Source organism: Saccharothrix sp. NRRL B-16348, from assembly GCF_001280085.1.
In the GTDB taxonomy this organism is placed as follows: Bacteria; Actinomycetota; Actinomycetes; order Mycobacteriales; family Pseudonocardiaceae; genus Actinosynnema.
Genome location: NZ_LGED01000275.1, coordinates 14,895 through 29,356, shown reverse-complemented (window position 1 = coordinate 29,356; position 14,462 = coordinate 14,895). Strand labels below are relative to the sequence as shown.

The following is a 14,462-nucleotide window of genomic DNA, read 5'->3' as shown; positions in this document are numbered from 1 at the left end:
CTGCACCACTCCGCCGGCTACCGCACCGTCGGCGTCCGCGAACGCATCGCCCAACACCACGGCACCTGGCGCGACACCGTCATGCTCGAACGCCGCGCCAACTCCGCCTCCGTCCTCACCACACCGGACTGCGCCACCTGCTGAACGCCGAGCAGGCGCACACTGGGACCGTGGACAAGCAGGCGGTTCACGACGACCTGGAACGGGCACGCGCCACGTTCCACGCACTCCTGGACCAGGCCACTGCCGCCGACCTGCGCCGCAAGTCCGACGGCACCCGGTGGGACAACCGCCAACTGCTGTTCCACATGCTCCTCGGGTTCCTGATCATCCGCGCCCTGCTGACCTTGGCCCGCCTGGTCGACCGGCTGCCCACCGGCATGAGCAGAACCTTCGCCCGCCTGCTCAACGCGGCCACCGCACCGTTCGACGCGGTGAACTTCGCAGGCTCCTGGCTCGGCGGCAGCACCCTCGGCCGCCGGCAACTGGCCGCGCTCTGCGACCGCACCATCGCCGCCCTGCACCGCCGCCTCGACCGCGAAACCGACACCGACCTGGCCCGCGGCATGCACTACCCGACCCGCTGGGACCCGTTCTTCCAGGACTTCATGACCCTCGCCGACATCTACCGCTTCCCGGTCCGGCACTTCGACTTCCACCGCCGCCAACTCACGTTCGGCGGCAACGACTGACGACCGTTCCGTGCCGCACGCGCCCTGCCTGGGTGATTCCACTTGACAGCGATTCGAACGGCTGTGCGACGATCACGGTGCGGTTCTTCCCCGACCGTCGGCCATCGCTCTGAAGGGCGTGGGCACGAGGTTCCGACGGTCAGGGGTAGTGGTGGATCGGCGTGAGTACGAGCGGATGGTCGACCGGTTCCGGCGGCTGGTGGCGCCGTTGCCCGCCTGGCAGGTCGAGCAGCACGACGGGCGACCGGTCCTGGTCGATGACGCGCGGGGCGGCGGTGGTCTGCTGCTCCACCTCGACAGCAGGTGGAACGCGCACCTGACGCGCTACTTCGGAGCGCTCGACAAGGACCGCCTGCTCGCACTGGTGGCACTGCTGGAAGTCGTGCCGCCGGAAGGGCCGGCTCACCGGGCGGCCGTCGCGTTCCTGAAGTCGTTGCGACTCGACGACGAGCCTGAGTCTTCGGCGGCAGGACGTTCGCGTCCGGGGGCGGCGGCACGCCGGAGGTGACTGTCCGAGCCCATTGGTTATTGGAGGTAGACCAGGGTGAACTGTGCGTCGACCGGGTCGCCGGTCGGTGCGCGGCACACCACGTCGACTCGTTGTTCCTGCTCCACTGGGTACCAGCCGGTCACGCCGCACGTGGCGTCCGTCCGGTACGCGGAGACCTGGGCGTGGCCGCCTTTGCGGGTCAGGCCTGGCAGGTGCGCCGTGTAGGTGCCGGTCGCGGATCGGGTCACTGTGTTCAGCGTGTGTGTCGAGTTGTACTGGTACTCCTTGGTGGGCGTGTACGAGGCCTCGTCCTCTTTGTCGGCCCATAAGTACGCTCCGGGGACGCGTGCGGTGGGGGTGGAGCCCAGGTCGGCGGTGAACGACAGGGCGAACGGCGCGTCCACCGGGTCGCCGCGTGGTGTCGTGCAGGTGACGCGGACGATCAAGAAGTCCTTGTCCGTCTCGGGGTTGTGCCATGGTCGCCATCCGTGTGGGGAACAGGTGTTCGGCGTTTCGCCGAGCGCTGTCACCTTGGCCATGCCGCCCGAGTCGCCCTCTGCCGGCGACTGGTCGATGCCGGGGAGGAAGACGACGTGCGACCCGGTGGCCTCGCGGTCGATCGAGTTGATCCCTCCCGTGGAGTTGTGCTGGTGGTTGGGGTCCGGGACTTGGGTGTCGGTGGTGGGTTGGTCGGCGCGTACGTAGGCGCTGACGCCGTTGCGGCCCATCGTGAACAGGAAGGCGAGCGTGAACGCGGCGTCGGCCGGTGTTCCGTCGCGGTCCACGCACGTGACCCGGACTCGCTGGTCGGTGTGCGACGGTCCCCAGTCGCGTACCGAGCACAGCCGGTCGGCGGTGTCCGCCGCGGTGAGGTCGACCGTGCCGCCGTCCACGCTGAGGCCGGGGAAGTCCACGGTGTACCGGCCGACGCCCTCGCGGACCACGCTGTTGACCCCGCCCGAGGAGTTGCACTGGTACTCGCCCTGCGGGCGGTACGCGTCCTCGTGCGGCCGGTTCGCCCACACGTAGCCGGACTTGGTGGACGGGTCGGTGCGCACCAGGCACGCCTTGGCCGTGGTGGGGGAGACCGGGCGGTGGTCGGAGGTCTCGGCGGGCGGCGTGCCCGACGCGGCGGTCAGCATGCAGGTCCCGACGATCGCGAGGAACACCCGCAAGTGCTTCGACGGGCGGTGGAAGTGCACCTCGTTGATGGACCCGGCCTGCACCGCCTCGTGCACCGTGCCCACGATGCGGTTGTCGGTTCTCGTGGCGTTCGGCATCGGGTCAGATCATCGACTGCGGTGCGTGCTGGACCATCCCGCCCGGGCCGGGGAGCGGCATCGCGGGCGTGGGCGAGTGCACCGGCACCGCGGGCACGGGTTCGCTCATGCTGCCGGTGACGGTCACGGCGCCCATGGTCGACGGGACGGGAACGGGCATCGCTGCCACGATCGGCCGCGCCGAGACGGGGACGCTTGGCCGGTCGACAGCCGGTGATGGGGTCGCCGGGGCCATGACCACCGGAGTTGCGATCACCGGAGCTGTGACCACGGGCGGCACGGGGACTGCCGCGGGCCCCACGGGAACCGTCGGCGGCCGGGCCGGCGCCGGGGTTTCGGCGGGGGCCGAGCGGATCGGGGCGCTTTCCGCCTGGTCCTGCTTCGCCTGCTCGTCGGAGGTGCCGCCTGCCGCCAGGGCCGGAAGCGCGACCCTCCCGCTCCCGGACGGTGCGGGGTTGGGCGTGCCGTCCGGGATGTCGGGAGCGGTAGTCACCTGGACGGAGTTCGGGGCGTCGCCCGACGGCCCCACGGCGGTGCCCGACTGTGCCGGTGCCGTGTGCTCGACCTGTGCGAGCGTGGGGATGCGGTCGATGACGGCCGCCCCGCTCGCATCGATGGTCGACGCGGTCCGTGGAAGCGCTGTGCGGTCGGGCGCCATGACACGGTCGGGGACGGCAGCGCTCTTGACGTTGTGCGCGTCGGGCATCCGCGCGACGGCCGGCGCGCTGGTCACGACCGTCGACCCGACCGGGTCGGCGTGGTGCAGTTCGTTGACGGCATCCACGCACACCGCGAGCAGGAGGAGCGCGGCTGCGTGCGTGGTGATCTTCCGCGGCAGGTCGCGGGGGAGGGAGGGGGAGCAGAGCGCAGCGGACGACATGAGGATCCTCCGGTCGAGTGAGCCCGGTCGAGTGAATCGCGTCCCTGTCACGTGACCTGGTTGGTCACGATCGTTTCGCAGTAGTAGTGGGTGTCGTGCTGTGCCGGGTTGTAGGCCCAGACGTCGATCCGGCACTGGTCGACGCCGTCCCCGGCGTTGGCGAGATCGGAATTGGTGTAGCCGTCGCGGACGTCGAGCACGTCGTCGCCACCGTTGCCGAACAGGTAGTCCAATCCTTCGCCCGCCCACAGGACGTCGTTGCCGCCCAGGCCGTGCAGGGTGTCGTTGCCCGCCTCGCCGTCGGCCAGCAGCCGACCGAGGTCTGCCGACCAGATGACGTCGCCGCCGTCACCGCCGTAGATCACGTCCGCGCCGGTGTCCTGGACCGGGTCGCAGCAGCCGCCGAGCCCTCCGTCGAGCAGGTCGTCGCCGCCGTGCCCGCCGATGGTGTCGTTGCCGCCGCCGCCTCCGATCTGATCGTTGCCGCCGAGGCCGTAGATCTCGTCGTCGCCCAAGCCGCCGTTGGCGATCAGGCGCCCGAAGTCGGCGGACCAGATCACGTCGGGACCGTCGTCGCCGTTGACGGTGTCGGTGCCGGTGTCCAACGAGGAGTCGCAGCACCCGCCGCGTCCGCCGTCGAGGCGGTCCGCGCCATGGCCTCCGGAGATCATGTCGTCGCCGCTGTAGCCCTCGATGGTGTCGTCGCCGTCGCCGCCGCACAGCTTGTCGTTGCCGCCGTTGCCGATGACGAGGTCGTTGCCGCCGCCCGCGTCGATGACGTCGTTTCCGCTGCCGCCGAGCAGCACGTCGTTGCCCGGCGTGCCGACGATCGTCGTACCGGCGCCGAAACAGGCGGCGGCGTGCGCCGGTGCGGTGCCGAGGGCGACGAGTCCGCCGCTCAGCAGCACCAATGCGGACAACCGCGCGAGGGATCTTCGAATGGCCATCTCCGGGGGCTCCTTCCGGTCCGTCGTGATGGCCAGGCTCGCAGCCGGGAGTGCACGCGATGGTTGTCGAATCCTTGCTCCGCAGGTCAGCGCGGTACGGGTGACGTGGTCAGGGAGTCCTCGGCGACGTGCCGCTGGATCTCGGGGTGGCGGAAGCGGTAGCCGCCGTCGTGCCGGTGCAGCAGCATCCGCTCGTCGGCGTGCTCGAGGAACCCGAGGAGGTCTCGCGGGAGCAGGCGGGCGTGCCGCGCGATCGTCCGGGCCACGTGGTGCGCGAGCCACACCCCGCCGCCGGTGAACCAGAACGTGAGCAGTGCGGCCAGCACGGCGGGCACCACGAGCGCGATCTGCACGTACTCGACGACCGCGGTCCGGGCCGGCGCCGTCGCGAGCAGGGCCACGAGCACCGCGCCCACCACCGGCCCGACGGCCGCGCGCAGGGACGCGGTCAGCGCCCGCGCGGGGGCCGGGACGGGCAGGTTGAGCTCGGGCCGCAGGCTGTGCCCGAGGCCGAAGGCCAGGCAGAACGTCATCGCGACGACGAACGCGAACACCGGACCCTTGTCCGGACCCAGCGCCATCCCGACGGCCCGCACGAGCAGCAGCCAGTGCAGCACCCCGAACACGGCGGCGGTCGCGCACGCCGTCGCGAACCCGCGCCACGACAACGACCAGCGCGCGGCGGGCCGCGCGACGTCGAGGTCCACGAGCATGAACCCCAGCCCGAGCAGCACGCCACCACCCAGGCCCATGATCACGCCGTAGCCGAAGCCCGCGGTCAGGGCGTACGCGGCGTCGTGCGGTGCGGCGGCGAACCGGGCCGGCGCGTGGCTCACGCCCACGGCCAGGGCGCACACCGCGGCGGTGTCGGTGCACCGCGCGATCCGACCGGGGGACAGGGCCCACCGGTCGTCCCGGTCCAGGCGGCGCACCACGGCCACGACGCCGAGCGCCATCGCGACCGAAGCGGCGATGGTCGCCCCGTAGACCAGTGCGCCGACGATGCCCGCGTGCCACCCCGCAGCCGTGCCGGACTGCCGCCCGGTGTACAGCCCTTTGTGCAGCCCTCCGGCGACCATGAGCGTCACCGCGTACACCGGAACCCTCGACCACCGCGGCAACCCGCCGCGCACGAACAGCCACGTGACCGCCGCGAACACGACCACCGCGAGCGGGACGGCGAACAGCGGCGACGCGTCCAGCGGGGTGTCCCGGGCCGCCGAACGGCCCAGCCCGAGCTGCACCCCGTAGACCGCCGCGGACAACAGCGCCGCCACGACCCCGTACGTCCCGGCGGTCGCGAGGCGTCGCAGGCCGATCCGCTCGGCCGGTCCGGACCACAGCGTCACCGGCAGGGACCAGCGCGGGCGCGGCCCCGGCAGCGACGCGGGCGTCAAGTGGTCGGGGAACCACACGGTCTCGCCGCGTGCTGTCATCAGCCTGGCCAGCCAGGTGAGGAAGTGACGGGTGGCGGCGAGGTCGAACGGCGGCGTGCGGCGGGCTCCGGGCAGCGGCGAGCGTGACCGCTGCAGCAGGACGCGGAGGTAGTCGTCGTAGGAGCCACCGATCGTCGGTGACACCTCGCCGCCTCCTTCGTACGCGACGCACACGACGTCCAGCATGTGCGGTGCGGACAGGTGCTTCACCAGCTCGGGGTCACGGCGCACCGCGTCCCGCAGCCCCGCCAACGCGGCGCCGCCGTCGGCGAGCCGCCGGTCGATCTGCTCGGCGGTGAGCGGTTGGATGGCCACCGCGCCCGCGAGCGCGAGCCGCACGTCCAGGTCCCGGTACTCCGCGGTGCGTGAGGTCACGACGATCCCGGCGCCGAACGCGGTGCGGAACGCGTTGATGCCCCGCACGCACGCGCCGCGCAGCTCGGTGGGCACCTCGTCGAGCCCGTCCAGCAGGACGAGCGCCTCCTCGTCCACGAGCAGCCGCCGCACCCGGTCGGCGGGCAGCCGGTACTGGTCGCGAACCTCCCTCACGACCCAGTCGGCGAAGTCGCCGCCACGCCACCGCGACAGCAGCAGGACGACGGGCACGGGCACGTCCGGGTCGTCGGACCGCGCCAGCAGGGCCGCCGCCAGGTCCACCAGGCTGGTGGTCTTACCGGCGCCCTTGTCCCCCAACACCAGCAGCCTGCGGTTGTACCGGCGGAGCACGAGTTCGGACAGCGGTCGGTCCAGCACGGGCCCCGCCTCGCCGAGGTCGGGGGCGGTGTGGTCGGCGAACTCCGGCCAGACCGCCCCTGGCTGCTCGCGCACCCGCAGCGTCACGCGGGCGTCCTCGTCCCGGCGCTCCAGCCAGATCCTGCGCATCTCGCGGGCGAGTTCGCGGCGCGCCCCGGGATCACCGGTCGCCGGTGCGGGCGTCGGGAACGGCCCGGCCAGCCCGGGGTCGTCGCGCAGGATGCGCGTGTGCAGCTCGAGCAGCCGGCGATTCGGCTCCACCCCGTTCCGTCGCAGCGACACGATCGCCCGGTGGCACAGCTCGCTGCTCTCCGCCTGCCTGCCGCACCAGTGGAGGCATTGGGCGGCCAGGGCGACGAGGTGCTGACGGCCCAGGTGGTGCCGCGCCAAGTCCGCGGCCTCGCTCGCCAACTCGGCGTGGCGACCCTGGCGCATCCCTACTTCCAGTGCCGCCTCGACGGCCGACAGCCTGCGTTCCGTCATCACCTCGCGGTAGCCCGTGACCCACGGGCCCTCCAGGTCGGCCAGCGGTCGGCCGCGCCACAGCCGCGCGGCACGCTGGAAGTCCTCGGCGGCACGCGGATCGTCGCCGTCGCGCGCGGCGTCCCGGCCCGTGGCGACGAGCGCTTGGTACCGGAACCAGTCGACCTGGTGGGGCTCGACCAGCAGGACGTAGCCGCCGTTGCGGCTGACCAGCGAGCCGCCGACTGTTTGCAGCGCCTTGCGCAGCCTGCTGACGTGGGCGTGGAGCGCCTTGCGTGCCGAGTCAGGCGGGTCCTCGCCCCACACCTGGCGGATCAGCGTCGTGGTCGGCACGACCCGGCCGGGCCGGACCGCGAGCGCGGCGAGCACGTGTCGGCGCTGCGGCGGTCCGAGATCGACCTCGCCGGACGGGCCGTGCAGTTCGACGGGGCCGAGCAGCCGGATCTCCATGGACGTCCCGGAGGTGACGAGGGCGTTGTGATCGTCGTACAGGGTGCCGGCGATCGGTGCTCCGCCGGCCGCAGATTTCGTCGTCCGCTCCGACACGTGACGTCACCGTGATCGGTTCGTTCGCCCGGATCCCTTGGGGTCGGTCCCGGGTTGTGCCGCGGTTCTCGACGCCGTCTTCGCCGGTGCTGTTCGGTGGGGACACCGGGGAAGGAGCCCACGATGCGGCCCTGTCGTTCCGTTCTCCTCGTGGTCATCGTGTTGGCGGCGCTCGTCGCCTGTGGGAGTGGGACGAGAACCGCGGGCAACGCGGCCGAGGTCACCTACCTCACGTCGTTCGGGGTGGCCGACCTCACCGGCACGATGATCACGGTCGCGAAGGAGAAGTTGCCGGTCACCGCCGTGGCCGCGATCCACCAGCGCACCGTCGCGGCCATCATCGGGCTCGAAGGCGGCGGCATCACCACGCCCGCGGACCTCGTCGGCAGGAAGATCGGTGATCCGCCCGGCTCGACGATCCGGTTGATGTTCCCGTTGTACGCCAAGGCCGCCGGGATCGACCCCGGCACGGTCGAGTTCGTGCCCTCGGCGCCGCCGGGGCTGCCGCAGCTCCTGCTGTCCGGGCAGGTCGACGGGATCGGCCAGTTCGTCGTCGGCAAGCCGCTGATCGAGGCGGCGGCGAAGGGGCGCAAGGCGGTCGTCCTGCCGTACGGGGAACTCCTGCCCGACCTCTACGGCAACATGCTGGTCACCTCACCGGAGTTGGCGCGCGACGACCCCGGGTTGGTGCGGCGGTTCAGCGGCGCGTTGCTCAAAGGGCTGCGGTACTCCCTCGACCACCCTGACGAGGCCGGCCGGATCCTCACCAAGTACCAGCCGACGCAGAACCCCGAGGTGGCCGCCGCCGAGCTGCGGCTGATGCCGGAGTACTCGGAGCCGGCGGGGTTCCCGGGCCCGCTCGGCGCGGTCGACGAGAGCCGGGTCACGACGATCATCGACTTGCTCGGCGAGGCGCAAGCGATCCCCGCCGGGTCGTTGCGGGCGGCTGATCTCGTCTCGTTCGAGCTGGTGCCGAAGCCCTGATGCCGTCATGATCGCCGTGGAGCAGGTGTCCCGGGTCTTCGAGGGGAAGCGCGGGCACGTGCCCGCCCTCGACGGCATCGACTTCGAGGTGGGCGAGCACGAGGTCGTGGCGGTGATCGGGCGGTCCGGCTGCGGCAAGTCGACGCTGTTGCGGATCGTCGCCGGGCTGCTCGCGCCGACCGGAGGGCGGGTCGTCGTCGCCGGCGAACCGGTGACCGGGCCCCGGCGCGACATCTCCGTCATGTTCCAGCGCCCGGCGTTGCTGCCCTGGCGTTCGGTGCTGGGCAACGTCCTGCTTCCCGTCGAGGTGCTCGGCCTGGACCGCCGGCGGCACGTCGCCCGCGCGCACGAGCTGCTGGAGCTGGTCGGACTTCAGGGGTTCGCCACACGGCTGCCGCACGAGCTGTCCGGCGGGATGCAGCAGCGGGTGGCCTTGTGCCGCGCGATCATCGAGGGCCCGGCAGTGCTGCTCATGGACGAGCCGTTCTCGGCGCTCGACGCGCTGACCCGGACGGAGCTGTCCGGTGAGCTGCAACGGATCTGGCGGGAGCAACCGCTGACCGTCGTGTTCGTCACGCACTCCGTCGAGGAGGCGGTCGTGCTCGCCGACCGGGTCGTGGCCCGAGTCCGGTCCTCTCGACGCGCTGGACGGCGTCGAGATCGAGTTCCGGGGAATCGGCCGCTCCGACTGACCGAAGAGCTAACGCTCGGCAGCGTTCTCCGGCAGCTTGTCGCCGACCAACTTGGCGACCAGATCGCGAGGTGCCTGCAGCAGGTGGGGGTTGGCGGCGATGAGGTCGTGTTCGTCCTCCGTCGGTTCCCACACCCTGATCGACGAGTCGATCTTGATCAACAGGATCGAGCCCATGTAGACGACGACCTCGTCGTGCCCGCGGCTGGCTTCCAGCAACCGCGCGATCGCGTTCGTCATCCGCTCGTCGTGGGTGGCGTCGGGCGGGTGGACCTGGACGGTGATGTCCCCTCCCTGCACGGCCGTGCCGACCGTCTCGGCGACCACCCCGTTGGTCACGGTCGCCGTCAGGGCGGTGGCCAGGTTCGCCGCGGCCTCGGGACTTCTCTGCTTGACGGTGAGCCGTTGGAACCACGATCCGCGTTCCGGGCTCTGCTCGGCGGTGACGCCGTACCCGGCGATCTCCAGGATGTCGACCACGGCATCCCTGACCGGGACGCCGTCCTCGCCGGAGGTGAAGACCACCAGTTCGTGCTCGTCGTTCGAGGCACGCGAGCCGGAATCCCCGCCACCGGCCAGATCTGCTATCAGCGTGTCGAGTTCGGCCACGGCGGTGTTGCCCGCGGCGTGGAAGTTGATCGACTCGCGCAGGGCTTCGAGGCCGCCGGGGTAGCGCGCGATCATCCGGACGATGCTGAAGGTGTCCGCGCGGTCCGAGCTGTGGCGGGCGATGGAGGCCGCGAACGGAAGTTCGTGCAACACCAGGTCACGCTTCTCGTGCGTGTCGAAGCCGGGTGTGCGCAGCAGGGCGTCGACGATCGCGTTCAGCTCACGCGAGGTAGGCGCACGCGTGCCGGTGGCGGGCCGGGGCGTGTCGGCGTCCACCAGGCGGACCCACGCCTGGTCGCTGATCTCCTTGACCCGCACGTCCACCGGTCGGTAGGCGTCCGGGCGGGTGGCGGATCGATCGCGGATCACGGACTGGTAGAACGGGTCGGAGACGATCACCACGAGGGGGGCCGTGGAGTCGCGCAGCGCCCGCTTGGCCTCCGCCGCGTCCAGGATCCGAGAGGCGAGGATCAGGTCGGCGCTCGTCTTGCCGCGCTCGTCGTAGTGCACCTCACCCGCGTGCAACGCCATCCGCAGGCGCAACCGCGCGCCGACCGAGTGACCCTGGTTGTGATCACGCAGTGCAGCCGCCAGACGCCCGGGCAGCCGGTCGGCGAGGACCGCCTTGGCGACGTCCGGGGGCAGCAGCACGATGAGGCTGTCGCCCGCGTCCTCCACCGACTTGTCGTCCCACGGTAGGCCGACGTCGGCGAACGCGCGCATCAACACCTGGTACATGCCGCTGCGGGCGCCGCGCCGTTGCGCCGTGGTGCGCGCCGGGTCGCCAAAGCCCTCCACGTCCACGGCGATGAACGACCGGTGCAGTGCGCCCGAATCCGACCCCATGCGACCTCCCCACGCTTGTTGTAGTCCAGTCGAGGGCGCGGGGGCAGCGGCGGCACTCGAACAGACCAATCCCGGCGCGTTCCGTGCGGTCGAAGCACGTGCTTGCCGGCGCGGGCATGTCTCTGATAGATATATCTGTCAGAGAGGGGTGGGGATGGCCAGGGCGAGTCAGACGGAGGTCGCGGTGCTGGGCGGGTTGAGCGTCCAGCCGATGACGGGCTACGCGTTGCGCGAAGCGATCCGGGACGTGTTGGGGCATTTCTGGAGCGAGAGCTACGGCCAGATCTACCCCACGTTGGCGAATCTCGAACGGGAGGGGTTCGTGCGCAAGCAGGATGCCACCCGGACCGGTGCGTCCACGTTCGCGATCACGCCATCGGGCGTACGACGCCTGGAGGAGTTGTTGGCGCAGCCCGTTCAGGCCACGCCACCGCGCAACGGAATGTTGCTGCGACTGTACTTCGGGCGACACCTCGGTCCCGCCGCGTGCCGGACGTTGGTCCAGGCGGCGTTGACCGAAGCGCAGGACGCGCTGAAGCGGTACGCGGAGATCCGCGCGGAGATCGAGGGCCAGGACGGCGAGGACCGTGCCTACTGGCTGCTCACCGTCTCCGCGGGAGAGCATTCCGCCCGTGCCACACAGGCATGGGCTCACGACGCACTGTCCACTCTTGCGGAACTCGACGACGACCGGGCGAGAACACGACCAGGGAGAACATCATGACTGTGGCTGTCACCCGCCGGCTGAGACGGGCCGCTGCCGTCGCCGGCACGGGTTTCGTGGCGGTGTCGGTGTTCCAGGCACTGCTGGCCGCCGGGATCCCCTTGGGCCGAGCGGCATATGGAGGCGAGGTGGCCGAGTTGCCCCCCGCTCTGCGGGTCGCCAGTGGGGTCGCCACCGCGTTCTGGCTGGTGGCCGCGGCGGTGGTGCTGCGGCGAGGAGGCTATCGCGTGCGGTGGGTGCCGGCGCGGGTCGCCAAGAGCGGCACGTGGGTGTTGGTCGTGCTGCTCACGGTCGGGCTGTTGATGAACCTGGCTTCGTCAAGCCCGTGGGAACGCTTCGGCTGGGCGCCGATCATCGCGGCACTGGCCGCGCTGTGCCTGGCCGTGGCACGCGGGCACCGCCCGGCCGTGCACTGACGTCAGCGTCCCTGCGGAAGAGCCGCATGCGCATCGGGGTTCCCGCATTCTGCCGTGATCTCGACCGTCGCCTGCGCCGCGGCGAGGAAGTCGTCGACCAGCGGCGAGGTGCGTGATGCCGCCACCGCGAGGGCCACCTGGTCGGGTGCGAGTTCCGGGATGGGGACGTAGCTGATGTCCGGGCGCGAGTAGAACACGGTCTCCGAGCGCCCCACGAACGAGATGCCCCGGCCGGCCGCGACGTGTTCGAGCTTCTCCTCCACTCCGCGCACCCGGAGCCCGGAGTCGGGGTGCGGGCGCCTGGTGGGCCGCGTGCTCGGGTCGGCGTGCCACACCAGCGGCTCACCGGCCAGGTCGGCCTCGGTGACCTCCTCCTTGCCGGCCAACCGGTGGCCGGCGGGCAGCACGACCATGAGCGGCTCGGTGTACAGCGGGGTCACGCGCAGGCCCGTCTCGTCGATCGGCAGTCGCACGTAGCCGACGTCGACGCGGCCGTCGAGCAGCATCGCGGCCTGGTCGTCCCACTCCACCCGCTGCACGTCCACGACCACGTCCGGGTGCCGGGCCTCGAACGCCTGCGCCGCCGGGATGACCGGGATGCCGGTCCGGAAGCCGACCACCAGCCGCCGGCTGCCGCGGGCGGCCACGGACACCCGACGTCGGACGGCGTGCGCGGAGGCGAGCAGCGGACCGGCGTCGTCCAGCAGTTGTCGGCCCGCGTCGGTCAACGCCACGCCGTGGCGATTCCTGATGAACAGCGAGGCGCCGAGGTCTTGCTCCAGCGCGCGGATCTGGCGGCTGAGCGCCGGCTGCGCGATGTGCAGCTCGTCGGCGGCGCGGCCGAAGTGCAACCGGTCGGCCACGGCGACGAAGTAGCGCAGTTTGCGCAGGTCCAGATCCACGGCGCCTCCCGGTCTGGTGATGCCTCCAAGGTATCACCACGGCTGAAAGAGGTCTTGGACAGCCGATCAGGCCAGGGGCAACCTGAACAGGTGACCGATGAAGCCGGAGTGAATTCGGTGGAGGAATTCACCATCGGGACTTGATGGCAGGCTCCAGAAAGCAGGCACGCAAATGGGCAGCATCAGCATCATCGGCCTGGGGAACATGGCCAGTGCCCTGGCCGGCCGGGCGCTCGCCGGCGGCAACGCGGTCGAGATCATCGGCCGTGACCGGGCCAAGGCCGAGGAAGTGGCCGCCGCGCTCGGCGGCGCTACCGTCGGGACGGCCGGCGCCGTCCCGGCCGGGGACATCGTCATCCTCGCCGTGCCGTACGCCGGCGCGGCGGCGGTGGTCGGCGAGTACGGGGACGCACTGCGCGGCAAGATCATCGTCGACCTCACCAACCCCATTTCCTCTGACCTCACGGGCCTTGTCACCCCCGACGGCAGTTCCGGCGCGCAGGAGATCGCCAAGGCCGCACCGTCCGGCGCGCAGGTCGTCAAGGCGTTCAACACCCTGTTCTCCCACGTGCTGGCGGCCGGCACAGCCGAGGGCCGCCCATTGGACGTGTTCATCGCCGGCGACGACGCACGGGCGAAGGCACGCGTGTCAGCGTTCGTGGAGAGCCTGGGACTGCGCCCGCTGGACATCGGGCAGTTGCCCATGGCGCGGACGCTGGAGAACGTCGCCCTGCTGCAATTGGGCCTCGTCGCGCACTCGGTCAAGCACACCGACTTCTCGCTCGGCGTCAGCATTCTCCGCTGAGCGCACCCGCACCACGTCATTCACCAGGAGCAGCAGCGTGCGCGTTTTCGTCACTGGCGGGACCGGCCATTCCGGTTCGCACATCATTCCCGAGCTCGTCGCCGCCGGGCACGAGGTCACCGGCCTGGCCCGGTCGGACACGGCCGCGGCGGCGGTGTCCGCGCTCGGCGCGAAAGTGCGTCGCGGCGACATCGAGGATCTCGACGGGCTCAAGGAGGCGGCCGCGGAATCCGACGGCGTCATCCACGTCGCGCACCGGCAAGACCTGCTCCCGTCCGGCGGGATCGACGCCGTGGCCGCCGCGGAGCTCCCGATCATCCTCGCGTACGGCGAGGCACTAGAGGGGACGGGCAAGCCGCTGGTCGCGGCGGGCAGCATCGGCTCGCCCGGGAACCTGGGCCGGCCGGTCACCGAGGAGGACCCGGCCCTTCCCGTCGGCGATGAGCACAAGGGCACCCTGCGGGTTCGCAACGTCGTGGAAACCGCCGTGGTCGGCCTCGCCGAGCGGGGAGTGCGGTCATCCGTCGTGCGGATCGCCAACATCGCGCACAGCACGACCGATCGTGCCGGCTTCTTCGTGCAGCTGATCGCGCTCGCGAAGGAGAAGGGCTTCGTCGGCTACCCCGGCGGCGGCGCGAACCTGTGGAACGCCGTGCACATCCGCGACGCCGCCTCCTTGTTCCGCTTGGCGCTGGAGAAGGGACCGGCCGGCAGGTACTGGCACGCGGTCGGGGACGGTGCCATCCCGCTGCGCGAGATCGCCGAGGCCATCGGCCGCCGGCTGGGCCTGCCCGTCGTGAGCGTTCCCGCGGACGTGCTGATGGTGCCGGGGTACTTCGGGTTCCTCGCGAACATCGTCACGCAGAGCTACCCGGCGTCCAACCTCATCACCCGCCGGACCCTCGGCTGGGAACCCGCTCACCCAGGCCTGCTCGCCGACCTGGACAACGGCCACTACTTCCCCGCCGACTGACGGCA

General features: G+C 71.4%; 13 protein-coding genes and 2 pseudogenes. 9 read left to right on the top strand and 6 right to left on the bottom strand.

The features are described 5' to 3' along the window. From ADK67_RS53230 to ADK67_RS47570, 3 genes and pseudogenes are all read left to right on the top strand, one after another. Positions 1 to 144 (top strand): annotated as a pseudogene (locus ADK67_RS53230) (ArsR family transcriptional regulator); the annotation flags it as partial. A 26-nt stretch (positions 145 to 170) separates the two neighbouring features. Next, positions 171 to 692: a DinB family protein gene (locus ADK67_RS47575; RefSeq protein WP_053723241.1), complete on the top strand. Its 522-nt coding sequence runs from the start codon at positions 171 to 173 to the stop codon at positions 690 to 692. 151 nt (positions 693 to 843) lie between these two features. Beyond that, positions 844 to 1,200 (top strand): hypothetical protein, encoded by a 357-nt coding sequence (locus ADK67_RS47570; RefSeq protein WP_157621654.1) that lies wholly within the window; start codon positions 844 to 846, stop codon positions 1,198 to 1,200. A gap of 17 nt (positions 1,201 to 1,217) precedes the next feature. On the opposite strand, the gene ADK67_RS47565 is transcribed toward ADK67_RS47570, so the two are convergent. The 4 genes from ADK67_RS47565 to ADK67_RS47550 all read right to left on the bottom strand — a co-directional run bounded on the left by ADK67_RS47565 (position 1,218) and on the right by ADK67_RS47550 (position 7,507). Next, a complete protein-coding gene (locus ADK67_RS47565) occupies positions 1,218 to 2,462 on the bottom strand; it encodes a hypothetical protein (protein ID WP_053723239.1) in 1,245 nt (414 codons plus the stop codon). 4 nt (positions 2,463 to 2,466) lie between these two features. Next, positions 2,467 to 3,342, bottom strand: coding sequence for a hypothetical protein (locus ADK67_RS47560; protein ID WP_053723238.1), 876 nt, complete (start codon positions 3,340 to 3,342; stop codon positions 2,467 to 2,469). A 47-nt stretch (positions 3,343 to 3,389) separates the two neighbouring features. After that, complete coding sequence (locus tag ADK67_RS47555; protein ID WP_082404897.1) at positions 3,390 to 4,289, bottom strand: calcium-binding protein; 900 nt, start codon at positions 4,287 to 4,289, stop codon at positions 3,390 to 3,392. A gap of 86 nt (positions 4,290 to 4,375) precedes the next feature. Then, on the bottom strand, positions 4,376 to 7,507 hold the full coding sequence (locus ADK67_RS47550; protein WP_053723236.1) for a BTAD domain-containing putative transcriptional regulator: 3,132 nt from the start codon (positions 7,505 to 7,507) through the stop codon (positions 4,376 to 4,378). A gap of 150 nt (positions 7,508 to 7,657) precedes the next feature. Here ADK67_RS47550 and ADK67_RS47545 point away from each other — a divergent pair, with 150 nt between their 5' ends. Both ADK67_RS47545 and ADK67_RS50315 read left to right on the top strand, forming a co-directional pair. Beyond that, positions 7,658 to 8,491 carry an ABC transporter substrate-binding protein gene (locus ADK67_RS47545; protein ID WP_231648714.1) on the top strand — a complete coding sequence of 278 codons (834 nt, stop codon included), beginning with the start codon at positions 7,658 to 7,660 and terminating at the stop codon, positions 8,489 to 8,491. 7 nt (positions 8,492 to 8,498) lie between these two features. Next, positions 8,499 to 8,966 (top strand): annotated as a pseudogene (locus ADK67_RS50315) (ABC transporter ATP-binding protein); the annotation flags it as partial. Between the two features lie 225 nt (positions 8,967 to 9,191). Here the strand turns inward: ADK67_RS50315 and ADK67_RS53225 are convergent. Beyond that, positions 9,192 to 10,637: an effector-associated domain 2-containing protein gene (locus tag ADK67_RS53225; protein WP_053723234.1), complete on the bottom strand. Its 1,446-nt coding sequence runs from the start codon at positions 10,635 to 10,637 to the stop codon at positions 9,192 to 9,194. Positions 10,638 to 10,791: 154 nt separating this feature from the next. On the opposite strand from ADK67_RS53225, the gene ADK67_RS47535 reads away from it, so the two are divergent. Further along, positions 10,792 to 11,361 carry a PadR family transcriptional regulator gene (locus ADK67_RS47535; protein WP_053723244.1) on the top strand — a complete coding sequence of 190 codons (570 nt, stop codon included), beginning with the start codon at positions 10,792 to 10,794 and terminating at the stop codon, positions 11,359 to 11,361. Further along, positions 11,358 to 11,777 (top strand): hypothetical protein, encoded by a 420-nt coding sequence (locus tag ADK67_RS47530; RefSeq protein WP_063797963.1) that lies wholly within the window; start codon positions 11,358 to 11,360, stop codon positions 11,775 to 11,777. The genes ADK67_RS47535 and ADK67_RS47530 overlap by 4 nt, the downstream gene beginning before the upstream one ends. Positions 11,778 to 11,779: 2 nt before the next feature. Here the strand turns inward: ADK67_RS47530 and ADK67_RS47525 are convergent, their stop codons facing one another. Next, positions 11,780 to 12,679, bottom strand: coding sequence for a LysR family transcriptional regulator (locus ADK67_RS47525; protein ID WP_053723232.1), 900 nt, complete (start codon positions 12,677 to 12,679; stop codon positions 11,780 to 11,782). A gap of 172 nt (positions 12,680 to 12,851) precedes the next feature. Here ADK67_RS47525 and ADK67_RS47520 point away from each other — a divergent pair, with 172 nt between their 5' ends. Together ADK67_RS47520 and ADK67_RS47515 are read left to right on the top strand one after the other, a co-directional pair. Beyond that, positions 12,852 to 13,484: an NADPH-dependent F420 reductase gene (locus ADK67_RS47520; protein ID WP_053723231.1), complete on the top strand. Its 633-nt coding sequence runs from the start codon at positions 12,852 to 12,854 to the stop codon at positions 13,482 to 13,484. Positions 13,485 to 13,521: 37 nt separating this feature from the next. Continuing rightward, complete coding sequence (locus ADK67_RS47515; RefSeq protein ID WP_053723230.1) at positions 13,522 to 14,457, top strand: SDR family oxidoreductase; 936 nt, start codon at positions 13,522 to 13,524, stop codon at positions 14,455 to 14,457. The last annotated feature ends 5 nt before the right edge of the window (positions 14,458 to 14,462 follow it).

Coding starts and splice junctions, on each gene's coding strand:
- ADK67_RS47565 (WP_053723239.1), bottom strand. CDS start 2,462: ATGCCGAACGCCACGAGAACCGACAACCGCATCGTGGGCACGGTGCAC.
- ADK67_RS47560 (WP_053723238.1), bottom strand. CDS start 3,342: ATGTCGTCCGCTGCGCTCTGCTCCCCCTCCCTCCCCCGCGACCTGCCG.
- ADK67_RS47555 (WP_082404897.1), bottom strand. CDS start 4,289: ATGGCCATTCGAAGATCCCTCGCGCGGTTGTCCGCATTGGTGCTGCTG.
- ADK67_RS53225 (WP_053723234.1), bottom strand. CDS start 10,637: ATGGGGTCGGATTCGGGCGCACTGCACCGGTCGTTCATCGCCGTGGAC.
- ADK67_RS47535 (WP_053723244.1), top strand. CDS start 10,792: ATGGCCAGGGCGAGTCAGACGGAGGTCGCGGTGCTGGGCGGGTTGAGC.
- ADK67_RS47530 (WP_063797963.1), top strand. CDS start 11,358: ATGACTGTGGCTGTCACCCGCCGGCTGAGACGGGCCGCTGCCGTCGCC.
- ADK67_RS47520 (WP_053723231.1), top strand. CDS start 12,852: ATGGGCAGCATCAGCATCATCGGCCTGGGGAACATGGCCAGTGCCCTG.